Genomic DNA, 23,532 nt, shown 5'->3' on the forward strand with positions numbered 1-23,532 from the left:
TTTGTATAACACTCGTCCACTGCGGTGAATAGTAGAGGGGCCGTGTGGGAAAAGTGTGGGAGCTAGCGCTCCGGACGGGGCTTCAACAACGACGCGGGGCGAATGGCGGCCGTGCCGAACTTCGTGCGCGCCAGATCGGCGGCCTCGTCCGCCTCGCGCCAGCCGCGTTCCGGGGCGTCCAGCACCAGCTGCTCGCCCATCGCGTCCCCCTCGCCGAGCTGCTCCGCCCGCACCCCGATCAGCCGGACCGCGCCCGGCGGGACCTGTTCGGCCAGCAGCCGGGCGGCCGTGCGGTAGACCTCCTGGCTCAGGTTCGTCGGCACCTGGAGGGTCTTCGACCTGGTGATCGTGGTGAAGTCGGCGAAGCGCACCTTGATCGAGACCGTCCTGGCCCGCAGGTCCCTGGCCCGCAACGACGCCGCGGTGCGCTCGCTCAGCCGCAGCAGCTCGCGGCGCAGCACCTCGCGGTCGGTCTGGTCGACGTCGAAGGTCTCCTCGGCACCGATCGACTTCTCCGCGACCTCGGGAACCACGCGCCGCCCGTCAATGCCGTTGGCCAGCGCGAACAGGTGCTCGGCCGCGGCGTTGCCGAGCATCCGGCGCAGGCGGGGCAGCGGGGTGCGGGCCACGTCGGCCACCCTGGTCAGGCCCTGCTGGGTCAGCTTCTCGGCGGTGCGCGCGCCGACGCCCCACAGCGCGGAGACCGGCAGCGGGCTGAGGAAGTCCATGATCTCGGCGGCCGGGACGACCATCATGCCGTCCGGTTTGCACAGGCCGGAGGCGAGCTTGGCGACGAACTTGGTGGCCGCGACGCCGACCGAGCAGGTCACGCCGTGTTCGGCCTGCACGCGCTCGCGGATCTGGGCGCCGAGCTGGGCGGGGGTGCGCCGCAGTCTCCGCAGCGCGCCCCCGACGTCGAGGAAGGCCTCGTCCAGGCTCAGCGGCTCCACGAGCGGGGTCAGCTCGCGGAAGATCCCCATCATCCCCGCGGAAACCTGCTGGTAGGCGGGGAAGTCGGGCGGGAGGAAGACCGCATGGGGGCACAGCTTGCGGGCCTGGGCGGTGGGCATGGCGGAACGGATGCCGTAGCCGCGGGCGATGTAGTTGGCCGAGCACACCACGCCCCGGCCGCCGGTCCCGCCGACCACGACGGGACGTTCCCGCAGCTCGGGGCGGCTGCGGATCTCGACAGAGGCGTAGAAGGCGTCCATGTCCACGTGCAGCACGGTGCAGCCGGAATCATCAGGCCAGTCATCGGTCCACTGACCACCCCGCGCCCGGAACCGCTCCAGCAACCCCCGTGGCAGGTCGCCGCTGCGTCCCATTCCCGCGCCTCCGTCTCCGCCTGTCGGTGCTGATGCTCGACCCCGCAAGCGGGTCTTCGACAGGCGAGAGCGAGACTACTGCGGGAGTCCGACAACCGGCCCGCGGTCGTACTCGGGCTCGGCCTCGGTGAGCTGGCTGTACTCGGCCGGGGAGAGGGCGTGCTCCGGCCACTCGGTCAGCCGCACCTTGAACAACCAGCCCGCCTGGTACGGGTCGCGGCCGACCAGCCACGGGTTGAGCAGGACATCGGTGTTGACCTCGACGACCTCGCCGCTGACCGGGGCGTAGAGGGGCCGGGAGAGCTGGCGGGACTCGAACTCGCCGCAGGACAGGCCCGCGGTCACGTAGCTGCCGGGACGCGGGAGCTGCACCCGCTCGACACAGCCGAGGAAGGCCGTGGCGACCGGGGTGATGCCGACCGTCACCGGCCAGCTCTCGTAGGCGATCCAACCGTGGTCGTAGGTGTAGTCCAGCTCCGATGGAACATGATTCTGCGTCACGTTTTCTCCAGGGAACGCCGTGGCACATGGCGGCTAGGGAAAGTGCGACAGAATCTATGAGGACTCATGGATAACGGCAATATCTGAACACGAAAGAAAGCCCGTTGCATAAAAAGTTCTATGAATCCCCACTAAGTCGAGCTTAAGCCCCGCAGGCAAGCCCGCCGCACCCGATTCGTGTGCACGGTCACACAATCCGGGCGCGAGCGATCTCACCCCTCGACGACATCCGAAGGATCGGCTCCGGCGGCGAACCGGCGCACGTTCTCCAGCGCCGCCTGGGCGATGCGCAACATCGACTCGCGGGTGACGCCACCGGCGTGCGGGGACAGCGCCACGTTGGGCGCGCGCAGCAGCGGCAGGTCGGCGGGCGGCGGCTCCGGGTCGAAGACGTCGAGGCCCGCCCCGCCCAGCCGCCCGTCGGTGAGCGCCCGCGCCAGCGCGTCCTGGTCGACCAGGGCACCGCGCGAGGTGTTCACCAGGATCGCGGTCGGCTTCATCAGCTTGAGCCTGCGCTCGTCGACCAGGTGCCGGGTGGCGTCGGTCAGCGGCAGCTGGAGCGAGACGTAGTCGGACTCCGCGAGCAGGTCGTCGAGCTCCATCCGCGCCGCGACGCCGTACTCGTTCATCACGTCCACGGGCACGGGAGTCCTGGTGTTGACCACGATCCGCATGTCGAAGGCGCGCGCCCGCCTCGCCAGCTGCTTGCCGATCGCGCCGAAGCCGACGATGCCCAGCGTCTTGCCGAACAGCTCGGTGATGCTGAACTGCAAGCGCGGCAAGGCCCAGTCGCCCTCGCGCAGCGCCTCGTGCCCGGGGATGAGCTGCTTGGCCAGCGCGAGCATCAGCGTCATCGTCTGCTCCGCGACGTCCTGCGCCTCCGCCGACGTGGAGCCGATGTTGCACACCCGCACGCCCTTCGCCGCCGCGGCGGCCGTGTCCACGTAGTCGAACCCGTGGCTGGCGCACTGGATCAGCCGCAGGTCCTCGGCGGCGGCGATGTGCTCGGCGCCGATCGGGGCGAGCGCGGTGATGATCACCTCGGCCTCGCGCAGCGCCTCCGGGTCGGCGCCCGGCTCCTCGACCGGGGTGGCGTCGAAGCCCGGCCCGAGCGCGGCCGCGAACATCCCGCCGAGCTTGCCCCCGCCCATGTGCGGGGGCATCACGATCAGAACCTTCGTCACGGTGTCTCCATGAGCGTGTGCCGACCGAGGTCGGCGAGCGAACGGTTTCCGGACAGTCCGAGGGTGAGGTCGAAGTCGGCCAGCACTCCGCGCAGCACGTGCCGCACGCCCTCCTCGCCACCGTGCGCGAGGCCGTAGACCCAGGGGCGGCCGAGCAGAACCGCCTTGGCGCCCAACGAGATCGCCTTGATCACGTCCGCGCCGGTGCGCACGCCGGAGTCGAAGAACACGTCGACCCGATCCCCGACCGCCTCGGCGATCGCGGGCAGCGCGTCCAGCGCGGCCACCGCGCCGTCGACCTGGCGCCCACCGTGGTTGGACACGATGATCCCGTCCATCCCAGCGTCCACGGCCAGCCGCGCGTCGTCCGGGTGCAGGATGCCCTTCAGCGCGATCGGCCCGTCCCAGTGCTCGCGCAGGAAGGCCAGCCGGTCCCAGTTCTTGTCGACGCCGGTGAACATCTGCACCCAGCGCAGTACCGCGGAGTTGCGGTCCTCCTCGGGGGTTTGGGCGAGCAACGCCCGGAAAGCGGGGTCGGAGAAGGGGATCGCGGTCCCGATGCCGCGGATGAACGGCAGGTACGACTGGTCGAGGTCCTGCGGCCGCCACGCCAGGGTCCAAGTGTCCAAAGTAACCACGAGCGCGGTGTAGCCACTGCGCTTGGCGCGCTCCAGGATGCTGATGGTGACGTCGTCGTCGTTCGGCCAGTAGAGCTGGTACCAGCGCTCGCCGTCCCCGCTCGCCTCGGCGACCTCCTCGATGGAGTACGACGACGCCGTCGAGAGCACGATCGGCACGCCCAGCTCGGCCGCCGCCGCCGCGGTGGCGAGTTCGCCTTCCGGGTGCACGATCGACTGCACGCCGATCGGCGCGAGCAGCACCGGCGCGGCGAGTTCTGCGCCGAGGACCGTCGTGCGCAGATCGCGATCGGTGGCGTCGGCGAGCATCCGCGGCACGATCCGCCAGCGGTCGAACGCCTCGCGGTTGGCCCGCACGGTCGCGCCGGAGCCGGCCCCGCCCGCCACGTAGCCGAACGGGCCGGGCTCCAGCAGTTCGCGCGCGACGGCCTCAAGGGCGGTCGGGTCGGTGGTGAACGGGGGCACGACGCCGGCGAGGCCCTGGAGGTAGATCTCGGACTGGTAGGTCCCGAACTGAGCAGGCACCGCGGTCCTCCGTTCCCTGGACTGTCCCGTTCAGTCTTCGCGGGTGGAGCCGGGGGTGTCCACGTTCCGGGGCCTCACGTTGGTGCCGTCGATTTTGTGCACGTGCACAAATGCTCAGCACATCACCGCGCAGAGCGCGTCGCAGATGCCCGGCACCTTGCAGACCTTGCCGCACACCTGGTCGCAGACCCCGGCCCGCTCGGCGGGCTGAGCGCACCTCGGCGCGGCGGACGCGGGTGCCACCCCGGCGGCCACCAGGACGGCAGCGCACAGCAATGCCTTCATCGTCATCGCCTCCTCGGCGGCGAAGCTAGCCGCGATCCGCCTTGCCATCAGCGGTTTTCCTCCGGACGAGCGAAGGACGTCACCGGTGTGGCTAAGGTCGCGGCATGAGCGACCCCGGCCTGCGGCTGATGGCGAGGATCAGCACGTCCTTGCTGCCGAAGGTGCCGGAGCTGTCCGAGGAGCTGTGCGACCGGGTGTGGGCCGCGGAGTCGGAGATCTCCGCCGCGATCACCCTCTCCCGGGCTGACCTGTTGCGGACCTGCGTTGTGCACCTGACCCAGATCCTCGGACAGCTCGGTTCGGCGGAGCCGCTCGATCTGCGCGTGCCGGTGGAGAACGGCCGCGAGCGCGCGTTGCAGGGCATCCCGCTGCCCGCGGTGCTGCACGGCTACCGCATCGGCACCCAGTACATCTGGTCGAAGCTGCGCGAGGAGGCGGATCGGATCGGCGAGCGGGCGCGCGCGGCGCTGCTGGACCACGCCGACGAACTGTGGCTCGGCCTGGACCGCTACTCCGAGGCGTTCCAGGAGTCCTACCGCCGCACCGTGGCGGAGCGAGCCCGGCGATCCGACCAGGAACGGGCCGCGCTGCTGCACGTGCTGCTGACCGGGACGACGGACCCCGGGCGCCTGGCCGAGGCGGCGGAGGGCCTGGCGCTACCGCGCATCGGCCGCTTCCGCGTGGTCGTGGCCGATCCCGAGGGCGAGCTCGACCGCTGCGAACGGCGTCTCCAAGCGGTGGGGGTGCACTCCGTGTGGCGGCACACCGATGACGACCGCGTCGGCGTGCTGTCGCTGCCGAAGACCGATCCGAAGGGCCTGGACGACGCGCTCAGCGGGGGCCGGGTCGGCGTGAGCCCCACCTATGAACGAATCGACGAAACGGTCGCAGCGGTGCGGCTGGCCCGGTTGACCTCGGCGAGCATCGAGCCCGGGGCTGAGGAGGTCCGCCACCACGGTGCCCAGCCGGTCGCGACCCTGGTCGCCGGAGCCGCCGACATCGCGCACGACCTGGCAGGACGCGTGCTCGGCTCGCTGCTGGAGCTACCGGAGCAGGACCGCGCGCTCCTGCTCGACACGGCGTGGCAGTGGTACGAGCACGGCGGCTCGACGACCGAGACGGCGAAAGCGCTGTACTGCCACCGCAACACCATCCGCTACCGGATGCAGCGCATCGAGCAGCTGACCGACCGTTCGTTCGCGGATCCGAGGCACTCGGCCGAACTCTTCGTCGCCCTCCAAGCGCTTCGCCTGCGCTGAGGTTCAGGCGGGGCGGCGGGCCAGCGCGTGCAGGCGGGTGGCGAGGTCGCGCAGCGGTGACCGCGCGGCGGCGGCGAGCTCCAGCTCGGCCAGGGCCTCGGTGGCACCGGGAGTCGCCTCCAGGACCGCGCCGGGCACCAGGTCGCTCAGCACGCCGTGGCCCTGCAACACCTCGACGTCCAGGCCCCCGCCGTCCAACAGCTCCGCGAGGCCGTCGAGGTCGAAGCGGCGCAGCAGCGGGTCGGCCGCGCCGACCCGGCCGTCCGGATCGTCGAGCAGGTGCCGCGCGTCCGTGAGCCGCCCGGCGAGGGCTCGGCCCAGCACCGCGGCGTAGCGGTTGGCGACCAGCACCGAGACCACTCCGCCGGGGCGCAGCGCGGCGGTCATCGCGGCGACGGCGAGGCGGACGTCGTCCACGACCTCCAGCACCCCGTGCGCGAGCACCACGTCGGCGCCACCCGTGGGGGCCAGCTCGCCCAGTGCGGGCATCGTCGCCGAAGACCCGCTCGCGGGGTCGAGCATGGATTCCGTGTCGCCTTGGACACCGATGACCAGGTCGGCGACCCCGGCCTCCTTGGCCCTGCGGTGCAGCGTGGCCAGCGCGTTCGGGCTCGGCTCGATCACGGTCACCCGGCAGCCCTGTTCGGCGAGCGGAACGGCCCACACGCCGCTGCCCCCGCCAACGTCCAGCACTTCCGGGGCCGCGCCCCTGCGTTGCCGCGCCGCCTGGAGCTCGGCGTCCAGCACGCGGTGCACTGCGTCAGGTCGCATGACCGGAAAGCCTAATCGAGCACACCGCCCGGTTGTGTCAGGCCGTAGGCTTCACGCGTGCATACGGTGGCAGTGCTGAGCCTCAAGGGTGGTGTTGGCAAGACGACCGTGGTGTTGGGCCTGGCTTCGGCGGCCTTGCGACGCGGAGTCCGCACCCTGGTGGTCGACCTCGACCCCCAGTGCAACGCCACATCGGCGCTTGAGCCGGAGGAGACCGAGGCCAGCCTCTACGACGTCCTGGAGAACCCGACCCGCTCGACACTGCGCGCCGCCATCGCGCCGAGCGGCTGGGGTGAGGAGATCGACGTCCTCGTCGGCACCGAGGACGGAGAGGTCCACAACGACCACGACCCCGGCGTGAAGCAGCTGCACCGGCTCGCCGACGCGCTGGCCAAGGTCAACGGCCTGTTGACCGAGGACGAGCTGCCCTACCAGGTGGTGCTGCTGGACTGCCCGCCCTCGCTGGGCAGGCTCACCCGTTCCGCCCTGGTCGCGGCCGACCGCGCGCTGCTGGTCACCGAGCCGACGATCTTCGCCGTCTCCGGGGTGCAGCGCGCCTTCGAGGCGGTGCAGGACGAGCGGGCGGACAGCAACCCGGAACTCCAGCCCCTCGGCGTGGTGGTCAACCGCGTCCGCCCGCGCTCGCACGAGCACCAGTTCCGCATCAACGAGCTGCGCGACATCTTCGGGCCGCTGGTGATGCCGGTGTCGCTGCCGGACCGCCTCGCGGTGCAACAGGCGCAAGGAGCGTGCACACCCATCCACCAATGGGGTACCCCAGGGGCACGCGAGGTCGCGCTGGCGTTCAACCTCCTGCTGGCGCGCGTGCTGAGGTCCGCCCGGGGCCGCCGCAAGGAGCAGGACCTGCAGGACCTGGAGGAACTGGAGGCGGAGGCGGAGGCGTGACAGGCACGATGTTCCTCACCTACCTGGCCACCGCGTTGCTGGTGGTGATCACACCTGGGCTGGACACGATGCTCGTGCTGCGCCAGGTCGTGACCGGGGGTCGGCGCGGTGGCCTGGCCACGTCGATCGGCGTCTCCATGGGCAGCCTGGTGTGGGGGACCGCGAGCGTGCTGGGCATCACCGCCCTGCTCACCGCGTCCCAGTTCGCCTATGACGTGCTGCGCTACGCCGGTGCGGGCTACCTGGTCTGGCTGGGCGCCTCCGCGCTGTGGAAGTCACGCCGTCGTCGGACCCCGGCGAGTGTTCAGGAGGCCGCTCCCGCGACCAGCGTGTGGGGTTCGCTGCGCGCGGGCCTGCTGACCAACCTGCTCAACCCGAAGGTCGGCGTGTTCTACCTGAGCCTGCTGCCCCAGTTCCTGCCCACCACGGGGAACACCACGGGTTGGGCGGCGCTGCTGATCGTCGTGCACGCGGGCTCCGGTCTGCTGTGGCTGTTCGGCGTCGTGTGGCTGGCCACGCGGGCGAAGCGGCTCCTCGCCCGGGAGCGCGTCCGGCGGTGGCTGGACCGGACCACCGCAGCGGTGCTGCTCGGCCTCGGCGTGAAGCTGGCTTTCGAGAACCACTGATGCCCGAAGGGGACACGGTCTTCCTCGCAGGCAAGCGGCTCAACGAAGCCCTTGCCGGACAACGATTGCAGCGAGGCGAGCTACGCCACCCCCGACTGTCCACTGTGGACCTCGCGGGGCGCGTGGTGCTCGGCGTGCACCCCGTCGGCAAGCACCTGTTCTTCCGCTTCGACGATTCGCGGAGCTTGCACACGCACTTCCGCATGGACGGTTCGTGGCACCTCTACGCGCCCGGCCAACGCTGGCGCGGCCCCGGCCACCAGGTGCGCGCGATCCTCTCGACATCGCGCCGCGTCGCGGTCGGTTTTCGCCTGCACGACATGGAACTCCTTGCCACCGCTGAGGAATCCCGTCTCGTCGGCCACCTCGGCCCCGATCTGCTCGATCCTTCGTGGAGCCCCGCGCACGAGGCCGAGGCCGTGCGCAGGCTGACCGCCGACCCTTCGCGCGAACTGGGCCTGGCGTTGCTCGACCAGCGCGTGATGGCGGGCGTCGGAAACCTCTACAAGGCCGAGGTCTGCTTCATGCTCGGCGCGTCCCCCTGGGCTCCTGTGTCCACTGTGGACGCTCAGCGAGTGGTTCTCCTGGCACGAAAACTGTTGCTGCGCAACGCTCTGCGCCCCGAGCAGTCCACCACCGGCGAACTCGCCCGAGGACGGCAGCACTGGGTGTACGAACGCGGTGGCCGCCCCTGCCGCCGCTGCGCCACTCCCATCCGCCGCACCATGCAAGGCAGCGGCGTAGAACAACGCAGCACCTACCACTGCCCCACCTGCCAACCCAGGTAGCACAGTCTTCAAGTCCTACAAACCCCACCTGAAACCGTCTCAAACCGCCCCCAACCCCGGACTGGTGCCGGAGTTGGGGGTACTTGAAGACGAGGGAACCCGGCGGACGCACGCGCGCGCCCGCGTGAGGCTCTGCGGTGGGGAGGGGGCCGCCCCCATGGACGCTCAGTCGGCGGAGAGAGCGGGGTTTGCGGAGGTTGCTGAGGCAGCGCCTGCTGCCGAATCGGACGAGGCACCGCTATCGTGTTCTCGTGGCCACCCCCGCGATGCACTTCCCGCCTGATCCGCCGGACACCAGTCCGCGCGCGATCCGCGCGGCGCTGCTTCCGGAAGAAGTGGACGCTTTCGACGCCGACTACCGCCACGCGCTCAAGACCGCCGCTGAGGCGCTCAGCCTGGACGAACTGCGTCAGACACTGGAGCACTGGCACCGCATCGCGCGCATGACTCAGCTCGATCCGGCGGCGCACCGAAGGATGCTCCAGCGGGCCGACCGGACCCTGCGAACCGGCGAACCCCAGCCGGGCAGCGTGTCTGCGGACCAGGTGAAGGCCCTGCTCCGGGAGCGACTGGGCCTGTAGGTGTACCGCGTCGAAACTGACGGCGAGGCGATGGAGCAGATCGTCCTGCAATAGAACGAATCCTGACGGCTCTTAGGCCACGCATCACCTCTTACTGCCCCACCTGTAAGGCAGTCTTCAAGTCCTACAAACCCCACCTGAAACCGTCTCAAACCGCCCCCAACCCCGGACTGACGCCGGAGTTGGGGGCGGTTTGAGACCGTTTGGGCGGGGGTCGGGGGTACTTGAAGACGGGGGAACCCCGGGCGGAGCGGGGCTAGTCGGCGGGTGGGGTGGGGGTTTTGCGGAGGTTGCTGAGGCCGCGCATCACGGGGTGCAGCACGATGATCATCAGGGAGCCCCAGGCGATGCCGCCGATGGTGGCGCCGAAGACGGTCAGGGTCAGGTTGCCGATGCCCGCGACCAGGGCGACCCCGCCGACCATCAGGTTCACCGGATCGGTGAGGTCGATCTTGTTCTCCATCCAGATCCGCACGCCCACCAGGCCGATCAGGCCGAACAGGACCATCGAGGCCCCGCCGAGCACGCCGGTCGGGATGGTGCTCACCAGCGCGCCGAACTTCGGCGAGAAGGCCAGCAGCAGCGCGGTCACCGCGGCGATCATGTACGCGGCGGTGGAGAAGACCCGGTTGGCGGCCATCACACCGATGTTCTCCGCGTAGGTCGTGGTGCCGCACCCGCCGCCGGAGCCGGCCAGCGCGGTGGCCAGGCCGTTGCCGATGAGCACGTCACCGGCGCTGCCGTCGAGGTTGCGGCCGGTCATCGCCGCCACCGCCTTGACGTGGCCCAGGTTCTCGGCGACCAGCACGATCACCGCGGGGAGCATGCTGAGCACGATCTCCGGCTGGAACTCCGGCGCCGCGAACGGCGGCATGCCGATCCAGTCCGCGGAGTGCACGGCCGCCATCCGCACCGGGTCCAGGTTGCCGGACAGCGCCGCGAGCACCCAGCCGATCACCACCCCGATCAGCACCGCGATCCGGGACAGGAACCCGCGCAGCAGCGCGGTGGCCAGCAGCACGGCCAGCAGGGTGAGCGCGGCCAGGCCGGGCTGGGTGTTGAACGACTTCACCGCGTCCGGGGCCAGGTGGAAGCCGATCAGGATGACCACCGCGCCGGTCACCACCGGCGGCATGATCGACTCGACCAGGCGGGCGCCGAGCGCCTTCACCGCGACGCCGACCATGGTGATCAGCACGCCGGAGATCAGCAGCCCGCCGGTGCGCCCGCCGACCGGGGCGGCCTCGCTGGCCATCAGCGGCGCCACGTAGGTCTGCGAGGAGCCGAGGTAGCAGGGCACCCGGTTGCGGGTGATCACCAGGAACAGCAGCGTGCCCAGGCCGGAGAACAGCAGCGCGGTGGTCGGCTCCAGGCCGGTGAGCAGCGGGACCAGCAGGGTGCCGCCGAACATGGTCACCGCGTGCTGCAGGCCGAAGCTGATGGTGCGCGGCCAGGTCAGTCGCTCGTTCGGAGCGACGCTGTCTCCCTCCGCGAGGTGGCGGCCGTCGCCGTGCACCGTCCACAACGCCACAAAGACCCCTCCAACGCGGGATTGAGCAGCAGCGACGAGTAATACCGACACTCCGCTGAGAAGCGCAACGGTAGCACCGTATGTAATCAAAACGAGATAGGGGCAGGATTCGCGAAAGGAGCGGCGATCGTGCAGGTCAGGGGCTTAGAACGGACCCCGGCCCGAGGCGAGTTCACGTAGTGCGGCGGCCAGTCCGGCCAACCGGTCGGTGGCGTCGTCCAGCGCGTGCATCGGCCGCATGGTGGTACTCGCGGCAACAGCCTTGCCTGCGGCGGCGACCAGTCCGCGGTAACCCTCGACGCCCTCAACCAGTTCGTGCAGCAGCCGGGCGACGGCGGCGTCCAGCCCGGCGCGCTCGTGGGCGGGAGCGACGTCCCTGGCCTGCTCGACGGCGCGCAGCTGGGCCGTGACCTCGCGGATCGCCGCGGCGGCCTCGGCAGCGATCGCCCTGGACTCGCCGACGGTCTCCAGCGGGACCGGCGGGACGCCGTTGCGCGGCGTGGCGAGCTGGGTCAGCAGATCGGCCAGCAACGCCTCGGCCTCGGCCAGCTCGCGCATCGGACCGCGGGCGGCGGAGGAGGAAGGGGGGAGCGGGGGCGGCGGGGCCGCGACCTCCGGGAGCGGGGTCTTGTGCAGCTTGTAGGAGCGCACCCCGGCGGAGGTGGCCGCGGCCGCGCTGAGCACGGAGACCGTGCCCAGCGCCGCTTCGGACAACTCCAGGCCGGGGTCGCCACCGACGAAGAACGCCACCACGCCCGCGGCTGCGGCGAGCGTGGTGCGGAACCAGATCCTGCGCACCGACCGCTTGCGCTGGCGGATCATCTTGGCGCGGGGATCGCGCCAGGCCGAGAGCTTGCGTTGGACGCCGTCGACCACGTCGCCGGCACCGCGCAGGTGCTTGGTCAGCTCGCCGCTGTTGCGCAGCTGCTTCACCACGAGCTCGCCTAACTTGTTGAGCTCGTCCCGTCCCGACGCCACCGCGGCCTCAGCCCTGCTGCGGGTTCTGCGGCAGCTGGGTGGTGGCCTGGTTCGGGGCGGGGGCCGGAGCCGCCGCCTGCTGGCCACCGGTCACCTGCGGGGTGGCCGAACCACCGCGCATGGAGGCGCGGATCTGCTCGAGGCGCGAGGCACCCGCGAAGTCCGCGGTGGACTGCTGGACCTCCAGCATCCGGCCCTGCACCGAGTTCTTGGCGAGCTCGGTCTGGCCGAGCGCGGTGGAGTATCGGCGCTCGATCTTCTCCCGCACCTCCTCCAGCGAGGGGGTGTTGCCCGGCGCGGCCAGCTCGCTCATCTGCCGCAGCGAGCTGGAGACCTGCTCCTGCATCTTGGCCTGCTCCAGCTGGCTGAGCAGCTTGGTGCGCTCGGCCAGCTTCTGCTGCAGCACCATGGCGTTGCGCTCGACGGCCTGCTTGGCCTGCGCCGCCGCCTGGATCGCCTGGTCGTGCAGGCTCTTCAGGTCCTCGACCGACTGCTCGGCGGTGACCAGCTGGGTGGCGAAGGCGGTCGCGGTGTCCTCGTACTGCCGCGCCTTCTCCTCGTCCCCGGAGGCCCGCGCCTGGTCGGCGAGCACCAGCGCCTGCCTGGCGGATGCCTGCAGCTTCTCGACCTCGCCGAGCTGGCGGTTGAGCTTCATCTCCAGCTGGCGCTGGTTGCCGATGACGGCGGCCGCCTGCTGGGAGAGGGCCTGGTGCTGGCGCTGAGCCTCCTCGATGGCCTGCTGAATCTGCACCTTCGGGTCGGCGTGCTCGTCGATCTTCGACGAGAACGCCGCCATCAGGTACTTCCAGAACTTCACGAACGGATTGGCCATCTCCTCCGCCTGCCTTCTTCGTGCGACCCTGCCGCGGCCCAGCCCCGTGACTACGCCCCATGACCAGGCGTTCACCCGGTGCTGACATCCATCGTGTCAGGTGCTCGTCCCGGCTTCCACCGGCCCCCGCGGATATCAGGGTCGAGCCTGACGCGATTCAGGGATCAACCCCCGGACGCCCATTCTCACCCTAGGGGCGAGCGCGTTGGAGCGGTTCGGGGGTTTTCCCAGCTGTGACCTGATCAGGCCGCTACGACGACACCACGGGGAGCGGAGTTGGTGATCTTCGTGGTCAGGTGGGTCCGCAACACCGGCTGCAGCCTCAGGTCGGAGAGGTCGTTGCCGACGATCGCGGGCACCAGCGAGCCCGCGTCGACCACGCCCCGGTCCGCCCTGGCCTCGGCCCCGACCGGGACCTTCGGCTCCGGCTTGGCCTGCGAGGGCGCCGGGATGGTCACCGGTTCGCCCGCGCGGATGTCGGCGGCCACCTCACCGAGGAGGTCCGACAGCGGCAGGTCCAGCGCACCGCAGATGGCGGCCAGCAGTTCGCTGGAGGCCTCCTTGCGCCCGCGCTCGACCTCGGAGAGGTATCCCAGGCTCACCCGGGCGGAACGCGAAACCTCTCGAAGAGTACGGCGTTGGTCGGTGCGGGCCCGGCGCAGCCGGTCCCCCAGCGCCTCCCTCAGCAGCACGGTCATCGCGTGCCTCCCTTCACACTGCCAGCCCGGGCCTCACGGCCGTGGCGACCACGTTACCCAGCGTTCCCGACACCGGAAGAACGTAATGCGGCTCGTCCGCCAAGGGCGAACGTTATCCAGTCCGCTGATGTCGGCGTGCGGTTACCCCGATCAGGTCATGACGTGGCCAGCGAGCACTGCCAGTGCGGAGTCTCGGGACGCCGCACGCACCGCGTGCCTGTCCCCCTCACAACGCAGGGTGACCACACTTGGTTCCCGGTCCGCGTGCGCGAGGCCGATGTACACCGTTCCTGGAGGTACGCCGTCCTGCGGGTCCGGCCCGGCGACCCCGGTCAGGCCGATCCCCCACGTCGCGCCGCACCGCAGCCGCGCCCCTTCGGCGAGCTGGGCGGCCACCTCCGGGTGCACCGCGCCGTGCTCGGCGAGCAGGTCCGCGTCCACCCCGGCGAGGGATGCCTTCAGGTCGGTCGCGTAGACGATCAGCCCGCCGCGCACCACGACACTGGAACCGGGGACGTCGGTCAACGCGGCGCACACCAGTCCCGCCGTCAGCGACTCCGCGGTCGCGACGGTCTCCCCTCGCGCGCGCAGGGCGGCGACGAGTTCAGTGCAGTTCACGCTCACGGGCACCCGCCCTCAGCCGAAGCGCCTGGACGATGTAGTCGAAGCCGGTGACCACCGTGACGATGACCGCGGCGCCCATCATCGTCCACAGCAACGGGTTGAACGCGCTGGGCAGCATCGGCAGGTAGAGCCCGATCGCCAGGATCTGCAGCAGCGTCTTGAGCTTGCCGCCGCGGCTGGCCGGGATCACGCCGATCCTGATCACCCAGAACCGCAGCAGCGTGATGCCCAGCTCGCGGGTCAGGATCGTGATGGTCACCCACCACGGCAGGTCGCCGAGCACGCTCAGGCCGACCAGGGCGGCCCCGGTCAGCGCCTTGTCCGCGATCGGGTCGGCGATCTTGCCGAAGTCGGTGACCAGGCCGTAGCGCCGGGCCACGCTGCCGTCGATCCGGTCGGTGATCGAGGCGAACGCGAACACGCCGAAGGTCACCCACCGCCAGTACTGGTCGTGGCCGCCGCCGGTGAACAGGGTGACCAGGAAGACCGGCACCAGCGCCAGCCGCAACATGGTCAGCAGGTTGGCGATGTTCAGCAGCGGCACGGGTGTGCCCGCGGCGGGCTCACCTCCGCGACTCACGCCGAGATCCCCGGCACGATCTCCAGCGGCTCGACGACCAGGTCCACACCCTCGGCCGCGATCACCTTGGCGCGCACCAGCATCCCGACCTCAAGATCCTGAACAGAGAGGACGTCCTCGCCTGTGCCGATGCTCGACCCTGCAAGCAGGTCTTCGGTGAAGACGCACTCGCCGTCAACCTCAGGGGCCTGGTGCTCGGCACGGCCGGTGCAGTCGGACTCCTCGTCGGCCAGCTGCTCGACCAGGACGAGGACCTCCTCGCCGACGCGCTCCTCGGCGCGCTGCGTGGTCAGCTGCTCGGCCAGCGCGGAGATCCGGGCGACGCGCTCGTTCACCTCGTCCTCGGAGAGCTTGCCGTCCAGCTCCAGCGCCTCGGTGCCGTCCTCGTCGGAGTAGCCGAACACACCGATGGCGTCGAGGCGGGCGCCGGTCAGGAAGCGCTCCAGCTCGGCGAGGTCGTCCTCGGTCTCCCCGGGGAACCCGACGATGACGTTGGTGCGCGCGCCCGCGGTGGGCGCCTGCTCGCGGATCTGCTCCAGCAGCGCCAGGAACGAGTCGGTGGAGCCGAAGCGGCGCATCCGGCGCAGCACGCGCTCGCTGGAGTGCTGGAAGGACAGGTCGAAGTACGCGGCGACGCCAGGCGTGCCCGCGATCGCCGAGACCAGACCCGGGCGGGTCTCCGCGGGCTGGAGGTAGGAGACGCGCACGCGGTCGATCCCGGGCACGGCGGCCAGCCGCGGCAGCAGCTTCTCCAGCGCGCGCAGATCGCCGAGGTCCTTGCCGTAGGAGGTGGAGTTCTCGCTGACCAGGAACACCTCGCGGACGCCCTGCGAGGCCAGCCAGGCCGCCTCGGCGACCAGCTCGTCGGCGGGCCGCGAGACGAAGGAGCCGCGGAAGGACGGGATGGCGCAGAACGAACAGCGGCGGTCGCAGCCGGAGGCGATCTTCAACGGCGCCACCGGGGAGTCGTCGAGGCGCCTGCGGTTGGCGCTGACCACGCCGGGCACCCAGCCGTGGCCGGGAACCGACACGTCGGAGGTCGCCTTGGGGCGCTCGACCGGGCTGATCGGCAGCAGGGTGCGGCGGTCCACCGGCACGTGCGAGGTGACCTCGCGGCCCGCCACCACGTCGTCCAGCCGCTCGGCCAGGTTCGGGTAGTGGTCGAAGCCGAGCACCGCGTCGGCCTCGGTGAGGTTGTCGGCCAGCTCCTTGCCGTAGCGCTCGGCGAGGCAGCCGACGGCGACGACCTTCGCGCCGGTGTCGGAGGCCGCGAGCAGCGTGTCCACCGAGTCCTTCTTCGCCGACTCGACGAAGCCGCAGGTGTTGACCACGACGACGTCGGCTTCGGCGTCCGGGTCGACCAGTTCCCAACCTCCCGCGCCCAGCCTTCCGGCCAGCTCCTCGGAGTCGACCTCGTTGCGGGCGCAGCCCAAGGTCAGCAGTGCGACACGGCGGGAAGACGAGGGTGCAGACACGCCGGTCAGGGTAACCGCCCGCACTGACTCCCTCTGACCACGCCACTCCTTATCACTGGGCGAATGGAGATCAGGGGCAGGCGTAGGCTGCTGACGTGTCGACCGATCCGGAGGATTCCGGGGTCACCGTCCGCCGAGCCAGGACGAGTGACGTTCCCGCGATGAAGGCGCTCGCGGACAAGTACGCGGGCGTGCTGCTGGACAAGGACCTGGTCACCCTCTACGAGGACGTGCAGGAGTTCTGGGTCGCCACCGACTCCACCGGCCTCCTCGGCTGCGGCGCGCTGCACGTGCTGTGGGAGGACCTCGCCGAGATCCGCACCATCGCGGTCGACCCGGCGGCGCGCGGCAAGCGCATCGGCCACCGCATCGTCAGCAGGCTGCTCGACGTCGCCGAGGAGCTGGGGCTGAGCCGGATCTTCGTGCTGACCTTCGAGACGGGGTTCTTCGGCTCGCACGGGTTCGTGGAGATCGACGGGACGCCGGTCACCCCGGAGGTCTACGAGGAGATCCGCCGCTCCCCCGACGTCGGTGTCGCGGAGTTCCTCGACCTGCCCTACGTCAAGCCGAACACGCTCGGTAACTCGCGGATGCTGCTGATGCTGGCCGACCGCGTGCGCGATCGTTAGGAATCGTTCCCCATTCGGAGCTGTTCTCGCAGCTCATCCTTGCCGTACCAACATGGGTGTGCGCATCTGTGCGCCCGGGTACGGAGGGAGACCACGATGAGGACTTCACGAGGCTTCCGGCGGCTGGCGCGCGGCGTCACCGCAGTGATCACCCTGGTGCTGGCCTTCGTCGTCGGCGCGGGTTCCGCGCAGGCGATCGACGTCCGCGCGGTCACCGACGACTACATGTTCACCAAGTCCCTCGCCGAGTTCGGCCAGATCCGGCTGGAGCGGCCCTACGAGGGCGAGCTGGACTGGTCGACCGACGGCTGCACCCTGGCCCCCGACCGGCCGTTCGGCTTCCAGGTGCTGCCCGCCTGCCACCGGCACGACTTCGGCTACGGCAACTACAAGTGGCAGGGACGGTTCGACTCGGGGAACCGGCTGCGGATCGACAACAAGTTCCGCGACGACATGTATCTCATCTGCGGCGGGAACTGGGGGTGCCGCCGAGTCGCCGACATCTACTACTACGCGGTGCGCGCATTCGGCGGGAGCGGAAGCACCGCGGACGCTCTTAACCGAAGCGATGTGAAGGCCGCCGCGAGAGCCGCGGCACGGCTCTAGTCGGGATCACGTTTTGGCAACCCACAGAAAAGAGGGACAGGGGTTGCCAAAACGTTCCGGACACGGCCTGTACAGCGGCTTACACCATCAGTGTGATTGGTGACTCACCCCAACGGCCTAGCGAATGAGGGCTCTGGCCGAATAGTAGGACAAACGGCCCAGCGGCAAACGGCGCACGACTTCCGTCGTTACAAAAAACGATCAACAAACGGTTGTCGAATCTTGTTCAGGATTTTTTAGAGCGCGCTACCGATCGCGGCCCGCGCCAGGTAGGAATCATCGTGTTATCTACCTCACCCTGCCGAGGAGAGACTTCATGACCGGTTCCATCCGCTCCGCCGCCAGGGGCACCCTCGTGGCCACCGCGCTGGCCATGGGCGTCACCATGGGCGCGGGGACCGCACAGGCGGTCGACATCAGGGCGGTCACCGACCAGTACCTGTTCAGCTACTCGCTGAGCCAGTTCGAGAACACCAGGAACCAGAAGCCGTACGCGAACCAGCTGGACTGGTCCTCGGACGCCTGCTCCTGGTCGCCGGACAAGCCGGTCGGCTTCAACTTCAAGCCCGCCTGCCACCGGCACGACTTCGGCTACCGCAACTACAAGAAGCAGAGCCGGTGGAACGCCGACGCCAAGCTGCGGGTCGACAACAACTTCAAGAGCGACCTGTACGGCATCTGCGGGTCCAACTGGGCCTGCAAGCGGATCGCCGACCTCTACTACGCGGCCGTCCGCAAGTGGGGCACCTGATCCCCACCGCGCTCGAAGGCCCACCCGGCTCCCTGCCCGGGTGGGCCTTCTTCACGTCCAAGCCCTGGTCAGGGGCGTATCATGGGTGCATGCACGCCACCCACCCGCGCACCCGATCGGTCCGCGAGGTGGTCTAGAGAACCCCGTTTCGTACTCATAACGGGAAAGAGAGCGCTCCCCTGAACCGCTATGAGTACGAAACGGGGTTTTGGCGACGCCGGCGGACGTTGAGGGGGACTGGGAGGGATGGGCGGACGAGTGGCTAGTCGTCGTCGATCGGGCCGCCGCCGCGGATGGAGTAGAGGACCGAGTCCAGCTCGTCCGGCTTGACCAGCACCTCGCGCGCCTTCGAGCCCTCCGAGGGGCCGACGACGCCGCGGTTCTCCATCAGGTCCATCAGCCTGCCCGCCTTGGCGAAGCCGACGCGCAGCTTCCGCTGCAGCATCGAGGTGGAGCCGAACTGGCTGGTCACCACGAGCTCCACCGCCTGGACGAGCACGTCGAGGTCGTCGCCGATGTCCGGGTCGATCTCTTTCTTCTCGCCCGCCTTGGCCGCGGTGACGCCGTCGGTGTACTCCGGCTCCGCCTGCTCCTTGGTGAAGGCGACCACCGTGTTGATCTCGTCGTCGCCGATGTAGGCGCCCTGCACGCGGACCGGCCGCGAGGCGCCCATCGGCAGGTACAGGGCGTCGCCCATGCCGATCAGCTTCTCCGCGCCCGGCTGGTCGAGGATGACCCGCGAGTCGGTCAGCGAGGACGTGGCGAAGGCCAGCCGGGACGGCACGTTGGTCTTGATCAGGCCGGTGACCACGTCCACCGAGGGCCGCTGGGTGGCCAGCACCAGGTGGATGCCCGCGGCCCGGGCCTTCTGGGTGATCCGGACGATCGCGTCCTCGACGTCGCGGGGCGCGGTCATCATCAGGTCGGCCAGCTCGTCGACGATCGCCAGGATGTAGGGGTACGGGCGGTACTCCCGCTCCGAGCCCGGTGGCGCGGTGATCTCCCCGGACTTGACCTTGCGGTTGTAGTCGTCGATGTGCCGGACCCGGTTGACCTGCATGTCCTGGTAGCGCTGCTCCATCTCCTCGACCAGCCAGGCCAGCGCGGCCGCGGCCTTCTTCGGCTGGGTGATGATGGGCGTGATCAGGTGCGGGATGCCCTCGTAGGGCGTCAGCTCGACCATCTTCGGGTCGATCAGGATCATCCTGATCTCCTCCGGGGTGGCCCTGGACAGCAGCGAGACCAGCATCGAGTTGACGAAGCTGGACTTGCCGGAACCGGTGGAGCCCGCGACCAGCAGGTGCGGCATCTTCGCCAGGTTCGCGGTGACCATGTGGCCCTCGATGTCCTTGCCGAGGCCGATCACCAGCGGGTGGTTGTCGTTGAGCGCGGTGCCGGACTTGAGCACGTCGCCGAGGCGGACCATCTCACGGTCGCTGTTGGGCACCTCGATGCCCACGGCCGACTTGCCCGGGATCGGCGCCAGCAGCCGCACGTTGTCGGTGGCCACCGCGTAGGCGATGTTCTTGGTCAGCGCGGTGATCTTCTCGACCTTCACGCCGGGGCCGAGCTCGACCTCGTAGCGGGTCACGGTCGGGCCCCTGGTGAAGCCGGTGACCTGGGCGTCGATGGAGAACTGCTCCAGCACGCCGGTGATCGCCTCGATCATCGCGTCGTTGGCGCGGCTGCGGGCCTTCGGCGCCTCGCCCGCGGTCAGCAGCGTCATCGGCGGCAGCTTGTAGTCGCCCTCGACGGCGCGGGTCATCGTCATCTTGGCCGGTGCCTTGTCGACGACCTGGGGGGTCTCCTTGACCGCCCGCGCGGGCTTGGCGGACTCCCTGGGCACGTCGTCCAGGCTGAGCTGGTCGTCCTCGGCCGGGACCGCGGCCTGGCGCCGCCGGGAGGGCTTGCGCAACCGCACCGAAGCCGGGTCGACGTCGTCGAAGAGGTCGTCCGCGCCGACGTCCTCGGAACCGTCGTCGTAGGGCTCGCCCTGGGTGAGCGCGCGCAGTCGTCCGGGCACCTCGCGGATCGGGGTCCCGGAGATCAGCAGGCCACCCCGGATCACCAGGAGCAGCAGCAGCGGGACGGTGACCCAGGTGGTCAGCCCGCGGGAGAGCGGATCGCCGATGGCGTAGCCGATCGCGCCGCCGCCGGTCATCCAGCCATCGGAGTTCTGCGGGCGGGCGGTGAAGACGTGCAGCAGCCCGAGCACCGCGAGCGTGAGCAGGATCGAGCCGAGCACGGTCCGCAGCCGCGCCTCGGGAGTCGATTCCCGGACCATCACCGTGATCCCGATGCCGAGCAGCAGCAACGGCAACACCACCGCGCCCGCGCCGATCACGCTGCGCACGGCCCAGTTCACGCCCTCGCCGACCGGACCCCCCGCCTGCCACCACACACCGGCCGCCGAGATCACCGCGACCGCGATGAGCAACAGGCCGACGGTGTCGCGGTGGTGCGCGGAGTCGATCTCCTTGGTGCGCGCGACCGTGCGGGCCATCCCGCCGATGCCCTTGGCGAGCAGGCCCCAGCCCGCGCGCAGCCCTCGGCCGATCGGGTTACCCGTCTTGCGCGGCGCGGGCCGCTTGGCGGGAGTGCGGCTCTTGGCGGCTGGCGGCTTGGACCTGGGTTTGGCCGGTGACCTGCCGGAACTCGAACGTGGCTTGCCGCCGCCCCGGGAGCTGGGGGTCCCTCTCCTCGCCGGAGTCGCACGGTTGGCCATGCCGGACACGGTAGTGGGCCGCACGTCGTGCCCGAAGCCGTCACGCCGTAACGCACCCGACAAATTCGGACTTGGTCGCACACCGGTCGCCGCAGACATGCAATGCTGCCCTCGCCATGGTTTCTTTGCCTTCCACCCCAGAAGACCCGTCAGACCGGCCGGGGCCGCTGCGGCGCCCGCCCCTGCTCTGGCGAATCCTTCTGCGCGCCAACAGGGTCTTCGTCGCGGTCACCGGCAAGCTCGTCGTCACCGGCGAGGTTCCGGAGGAGCTGCGCGGTCAACCGGTGCTCGTCGCCTCCAACCACATCGGGGTCTTCGACGGCTTCGTGCTGGTGGCGGCGTGCCACAAGAAGGGCGTCATCCCGTACCTGATGTCCACCGGCGGCCTGTTCGACGCCCCGGTGGTCGGCTGGGCGTGGCGGACCTGTCGGCACGTCCGGGTGGACCGCGGCGAGAAGACGGTCACCCAGGCCATGGACAACGCCATCGACGCGCTCAACCGCGGCAAGACGCTGGTGATCTACCCCGAGGGTCAGATCTCGCTGGACCCGGGCCTGTGGCCGGAGCGCGGCAAGAGCGGCGCGGCCCGGATCGCCCTCGGCGCGAAGACCCCGGTGCTGCCGGTCAGCCAGTGGGGCGCGCACGAGGCGGTCGTCTGGGGCTCGAAGAACGTCGAGGGCTGGAGCGACTTCAAGCCGCTGATGACCTCGTGGTTCAAGTCGGTCTTCAAGCGCCCGAAGTTCAAGGTGCACTTCGGCCCGCAGGTCCCCTTGGACGACCTGTCCCCCACCACGCCGGGCGACGCCGTGCGCGCCCGCGACCGGATCATGCGCTCCATCGCCACCGGCATGGTCCCGCTGCGCGAGGACGAGCTGGGCGAACCGCGCTTCAAGGACAAGACGCGCCCCATCAAGTCCAAGAGCCCCTGGACGCCGGACAAGCTGTGATGCCCTGAACGGGTCGTTCGGGGCGTTAGATTCCCCGAACGACCCGTTCAGGGAATCTAACGCCCCAAATGCGGCGTTGGCGTGGGGCGGAGCGCTAGTGGTAGCGGGTGATGGCGGGGGTCAGGTCGCCCTGTTTGGCCAGGCCGACTGCCCACAAGCCCCCGTTGCCCGCTGCGGCCAGCCCGCGGACGGAGATGTCGGGGGCGGGGGCGGGGGTCCAGCTCCGAGCGGCGGCGTTCCACCGCAAAGCGACCGTGGCGGTTCCCTTGCCACCGACTGCCCACAGGTCCGCACCGACACGGGCGGCGCCGCGCAGTCGTCCGTCCGCGACGTCCGGGGTCGGCGTGATCGTCCAGCCGCGGCCGTCCCAGCGCATCGCGAACGGGCGCTCCGCGGTGCCCTTCACGCTCCCGCCGACTGCCCACACCTCGTTGGCGTTGTTCGCCGTCAGCCCGGAAACCCACGTGTGCGAGCCCGCGACGCTCGGCGAGTCGATCTTGCGCCACGTGCGGCCGTCCCAGTGCACGACGAGCGTGGCCTGCGTGGCACCGGCGGTGGTGTAGCCCGCCGCCCACACGTTGTCCGGCGCGAGCGCGGCGATGCTGGTCAGCGTGCCCTTGCCGAGCTGCGGCAACGGTTGCCTGCGCCAGCGCGAGCCGTCCCACGCCTGCACGTCGGGCACGCTGTCCTTGATCGAGTCGGGGGTGTTCGCCCCCGCCACCCAGGTGCGGCCCCCGACCGTGGCCAGCGCCTCGGGCACCATCTCGCCCTCCAGCGCGTGCTTGGTCCAGGTGCTGCCGTCCCAGTGGCTCGTCCCGTCGCCCGCCTCCCAGATGTCGTTGGCCGCGGCGACCGCGATGGCCTGCGGGAAGGTCCTGGCGGGCAGCGTGGACTCCTGCGTCCAGGTCCGCCCGTTCCACCGCAGGGCGACGGCCTGGAGGTTCGTGGTGCTGATGAGCCGGTAGCCGAGCGCCCACGCGTCGCGGTCGCTGAGCGCGGCCACGGCGGCGATGTCGCCCTTGTCGATCGGGACGGGGGTGCGGGTCCAGCTCGCCGGCTGCCCGCCGAAGAGCAGCGCGACGGCGCTGACCAGTGCCGCGATGCGCATCAGCTGTCTCCCCTGGTCTTGATGACGAAGTCGAACCGGCCCGTGTAGCGGCCGTCGCGCGGCGGGTTCAGCGCGATGGTGCAGGCCCGGTTGATCAACGCGTCACCGGCGTTGAGCTCGGCGAAGTTCCGGCCGTACGCCTGGGTGTTGTCGGGGAAGTAGAGCTGCGTGACCAGCACCGGGCCGCCCGGTGCCTGGACCTGGGTGTGGATGTGCGGGGCACGGCGGCCCCACCGCCCGTAGTAGTCCCTCGGCACGATCGTGCTCAGCCGGTAGGAGCCGTCCGCCGCGGTGAACTGGTGTCCTCGCAAGGAGAACCCGACCGTGTCGTAGTCGCCGTTCTGGTCGCACTGCCAGAACTCCAGCAGCGCGCCCGCGATCGGCCTGCAGTCCGTGGCGTAGACGAACCCGGTGAAGTCGAGCAGCACACCGGTGCTGGTCCCGGGCGTGACGAACTTGGTGGTCTCCGGCGAGTTCGGCTTGAACAGGGGGCCTTCCATGGCCGCCGGGGTCTCGTGCCCGGAGCAGGCGGGCGTGACCGGCCACGGCGCGTCGCCGAGGGCCGGTGCGGCGGCCGAGGTCCCCAGTGCGACCGTGGTGGCACCGAGCGCGCCCGCTCGGATGAAACTTCGTCGGGATGAAGTGCTCATGGCGCCAGC

The 23,532-nt window shown here is 70.3% G+C and carries 25 protein-coding genes; 9 read left to right on the plus strand and 16 right to left on the minus strand.

The features are described 5' to 3' along the window. Positions 1 to 62: 62 nt before the first annotated feature. From NLX83_RS00810 to NLX83_RS00830, 5 genes are all read right to left on the minus strand, one after another. Positions 63 to 1,325, minus strand: coding sequence for a DNA polymerase IV (locus tag NLX83_RS00810; protein ID WP_254232928.1), 1,263 nt, complete (start codon positions 1,323 to 1,325; stop codon positions 63 to 65). A gap of 75 nt (positions 1,326 to 1,400) precedes the next feature. Next, positions 1,401 to 1,826 (minus strand): glycine cleavage system protein H, encoded by a 426-nt coding sequence (locus tag NLX83_RS00815; protein WP_254232929.1) that lies wholly within the window; start codon positions 1,824 to 1,826, stop codon positions 1,401 to 1,403. A 212-nt stretch (positions 1,827 to 2,038) separates the two neighbouring features. Further along, positions 2,039 to 3,010 carry a 2-hydroxyacid dehydrogenase gene (locus NLX83_RS00820; protein WP_254232930.1) on the minus strand — a complete coding sequence of 324 codons (972 nt, stop codon included), beginning with the start codon at positions 3,008 to 3,010 and terminating at the stop codon, positions 2,039 to 2,041. Beyond that, entirely contained in the window at positions 3,007 to 4,173 is a 1,167-nt protein-coding gene (locus tag NLX83_RS00825) for a lactate 2-monooxygenase (RefSeq protein WP_254232931.1), read from the minus strand. The genes NLX83_RS00820 and NLX83_RS00825 overlap by 4 nt, the downstream gene beginning before the upstream one ends. 114 nt (positions 4,174 to 4,287) lie before the next feature. Further along, positions 4,288 to 4,506 carry a hypothetical protein gene (locus tag NLX83_RS00830; RefSeq protein ID WP_254232932.1) on the minus strand — a complete coding sequence of 73 codons (219 nt, stop codon included), beginning with the start codon at positions 4,504 to 4,506 and terminating at the stop codon, positions 4,288 to 4,290. Between the two features lie 56 nt (positions 4,507 to 4,562). Between NLX83_RS00830 and NLX83_RS00835 the strand changes: the two genes are divergently transcribed. Beyond that, positions 4,563 to 5,717, plus strand: coding sequence for a PucR family transcriptional regulator (locus NLX83_RS00835; protein ID WP_254232933.1), 1,155 nt, complete (start codon positions 4,563 to 4,565; stop codon positions 5,715 to 5,717). 3 nt (positions 5,718 to 5,720) lie between these two features. On the opposite strand, the gene NLX83_RS00840 is transcribed toward NLX83_RS00835, so the two are convergent. Further along, a complete protein-coding gene (locus NLX83_RS00840; protein WP_254232934.1) occupies positions 5,721 to 6,488 on the minus strand; it encodes a class I SAM-dependent methyltransferase in 768 nt (255 codons plus the stop codon). 57 nt (positions 6,489 to 6,545) lie between these two features. Between NLX83_RS00840 and NLX83_RS00845 the strand changes: the two genes are divergently transcribed. The 4 genes from NLX83_RS00845 to NLX83_RS00860 all read left to right on the plus strand — a co-directional run bounded on the left by NLX83_RS00845 (position 6,546) and on the right by NLX83_RS00860 (position 9,389). Beyond that, positions 6,546 to 7,394 carry a ParA family protein gene (locus tag NLX83_RS00845; protein ID WP_254232935.1) on the plus strand — a complete coding sequence of 283 codons (849 nt, stop codon included), beginning with the start codon at positions 6,546 to 6,548 and terminating at the stop codon, positions 7,392 to 7,394. Next, on the plus strand, positions 7,391 to 8,020 hold the full coding sequence (locus NLX83_RS00850) for a LysE family translocator (protein ID WP_254232936.1): 630 nt from the start codon (positions 7,391 to 7,393) through the stop codon (positions 8,018 to 8,020). The genes NLX83_RS00845 and NLX83_RS00850 overlap by 4 nt, the downstream gene beginning before the upstream one ends. Then, a complete protein-coding gene (locus NLX83_RS00855; RefSeq protein ID WP_254232937.1) occupies positions 8,020 to 8,808 on the plus strand; it encodes a DNA-formamidopyrimidine glycosylase family protein in 789 nt (262 codons plus the stop codon). Before NLX83_RS00850 ends, NLX83_RS00855 begins: the two co-directional genes overlap by 1 nt. Positions 8,809 to 9,059: 251 nt before the next feature. Then, positions 9,060 to 9,389: a DUF6247 family protein gene (locus NLX83_RS00860; protein WP_254232938.1), complete on the plus strand. Its 330-nt coding sequence runs from the start codon at positions 9,060 to 9,062 to the stop codon at positions 9,387 to 9,389. Between the two features lie 256 nt (positions 9,390 to 9,645). Here NLX83_RS00860 and NLX83_RS00865 read toward each other — a convergent pair whose 3' ends face one another. From NLX83_RS00865 to rimO, 7 genes are all read right to left on the minus strand, one after another. Continuing rightward, positions 9,646 to 10,920 carry a uracil-xanthine permease family protein gene (locus tag NLX83_RS00865; RefSeq protein ID WP_254232939.1) on the minus strand — a complete coding sequence of 425 codons (1,275 nt, stop codon included), beginning with the start codon at positions 10,918 to 10,920 and terminating at the stop codon, positions 9,646 to 9,648. A 144-nt stretch (positions 10,921 to 11,064) separates the two neighbouring features. Continuing rightward, a complete protein-coding gene (pspM, locus tag NLX83_RS00870; RefSeq protein ID WP_254232940.1) occupies positions 11,065 to 11,898 on the minus strand; it encodes a phage shock envelope stress response protein PspM in 834 nt (277 codons plus the stop codon). 7 nt (positions 11,899 to 11,905) lie between these two features. Continuing rightward, positions 11,906 to 12,730, minus strand: coding sequence for a PspA/IM30 family protein (locus tag NLX83_RS00875; protein WP_030430804.1), 825 nt, complete (start codon positions 12,728 to 12,730; stop codon positions 11,906 to 11,908). 242 nt (positions 12,731 to 12,972) lie between these two features. Beyond that, positions 12,973 to 13,428 carry a helix-turn-helix domain-containing protein gene (locus tag NLX83_RS00880; protein WP_254232941.1) on the minus strand — a complete coding sequence of 152 codons (456 nt, stop codon included), beginning with the start codon at positions 13,426 to 13,428 and terminating at the stop codon, positions 12,973 to 12,975. 150 nt (positions 13,429 to 13,578) lie between these two features. Beyond that, complete coding sequence (locus NLX83_RS00885) at positions 13,579 to 14,046, minus strand: CinA family protein (RefSeq protein WP_254232942.1); 468 nt, start codon at positions 14,044 to 14,046, stop codon at positions 13,579 to 13,581. Further along, complete coding sequence (pgsA, locus tag NLX83_RS00890) at positions 14,033 to 14,632, minus strand: CDP-diacylglycerol--glycerol-3-phosphate 3-phosphatidyltransferase (protein ID WP_254232943.1); 600 nt, start codon at positions 14,630 to 14,632, stop codon at positions 14,033 to 14,035. Before pgsA ends, NLX83_RS00885 begins: the two co-directional genes overlap by 14 nt. Continuing rightward, on the minus strand, positions 14,629 to 16,107 hold the full coding sequence (gene rimO / locus NLX83_RS00895) for a 30S ribosomal protein S12 methylthiotransferase RimO (RefSeq protein WP_254232944.1): 1,479 nt from the start codon (positions 16,105 to 16,107) through the stop codon (positions 14,629 to 14,631). Before rimO ends, pgsA begins: the two co-directional genes overlap by 4 nt. 95 nt (positions 16,108 to 16,202) lie before the next feature. Between rimO and NLX83_RS00900 the strand changes: the two genes are divergently transcribed. The 3 genes from NLX83_RS00900 (at position 16,203) to NLX83_RS00910 (ending at position 18,093) form a co-directional block, all read left to right on the plus strand. Further along, a complete protein-coding gene (locus NLX83_RS00900; RefSeq protein ID WP_308209251.1) occupies positions 16,203 to 16,736 on the plus strand; it encodes an amino-acid N-acetyltransferase in 534 nt (177 codons plus the stop codon). A 96-nt stretch (positions 16,737 to 16,832) separates the two neighbouring features. Beyond that, positions 16,833 to 17,342 (plus strand): phospholipase, encoded by a 510-nt coding sequence (locus NLX83_RS00905; RefSeq protein ID WP_254232945.1) that lies wholly within the window; start codon positions 16,833 to 16,835, stop codon positions 17,340 to 17,342. 373 nt (positions 17,343 to 17,715) lie between these two features. Next, on the plus strand, positions 17,716 to 18,093 hold the full coding sequence (locus tag NLX83_RS00910) for a phospholipase (protein ID WP_374118751.1): 378 nt from the start codon (positions 17,716 to 17,718) through the stop codon (positions 18,091 to 18,093). A gap of 262 nt (positions 18,094 to 18,355) precedes the next feature. Here the strand turns inward: NLX83_RS00910 and NLX83_RS00915 are convergent, their stop codons facing one another. After that, a complete protein-coding gene (locus NLX83_RS00915) occupies positions 18,356 to 20,818 on the minus strand; it encodes a DNA translocase FtsK (RefSeq protein WP_254232947.1) in 2,463 nt (820 codons plus the stop codon). Between the two features lie 116 nt (positions 20,819 to 20,934). Between NLX83_RS00915 and NLX83_RS00920 the strand changes: the two genes are divergently transcribed. Continuing rightward, a complete protein-coding gene (locus tag NLX83_RS00920; protein ID WP_254232948.1) occupies positions 20,935 to 21,765 on the plus strand; it encodes a lysophospholipid acyltransferase family protein in 831 nt (276 codons plus the stop codon). 94 nt (positions 21,766 to 21,859) lie between these two features. Here NLX83_RS00920 and NLX83_RS00925 read toward each other — a convergent pair whose 3' ends face one another. Then, positions 21,860 to 22,873, minus strand: a complete 1,014-nt coding sequence (locus tag NLX83_RS00925) for a hypothetical protein (protein WP_254232949.1) — start codon at positions 22,871 to 22,873, stop codon at positions 21,860 to 21,862. Then, entirely contained in the window at positions 22,873 to 23,523 is a 651-nt protein-coding gene (locus NLX83_RS00930) for a dioxygenase family protein (protein WP_254232950.1), read from the minus strand. Before NLX83_RS00930 ends, NLX83_RS00925 begins: the two co-directional genes overlap by 1 nt. Positions 23,524 to 23,532: the final 9 nt, after the last annotated feature.

Source organism: Allokutzneria sp. A3M-2-11 16 (genome assembly GCF_024213555.1).
Taxonomy (GTDB): Bacteria; Actinomycetota; Actinomycetes; order Mycobacteriales; family Pseudonocardiaceae; genus Allokutzneria.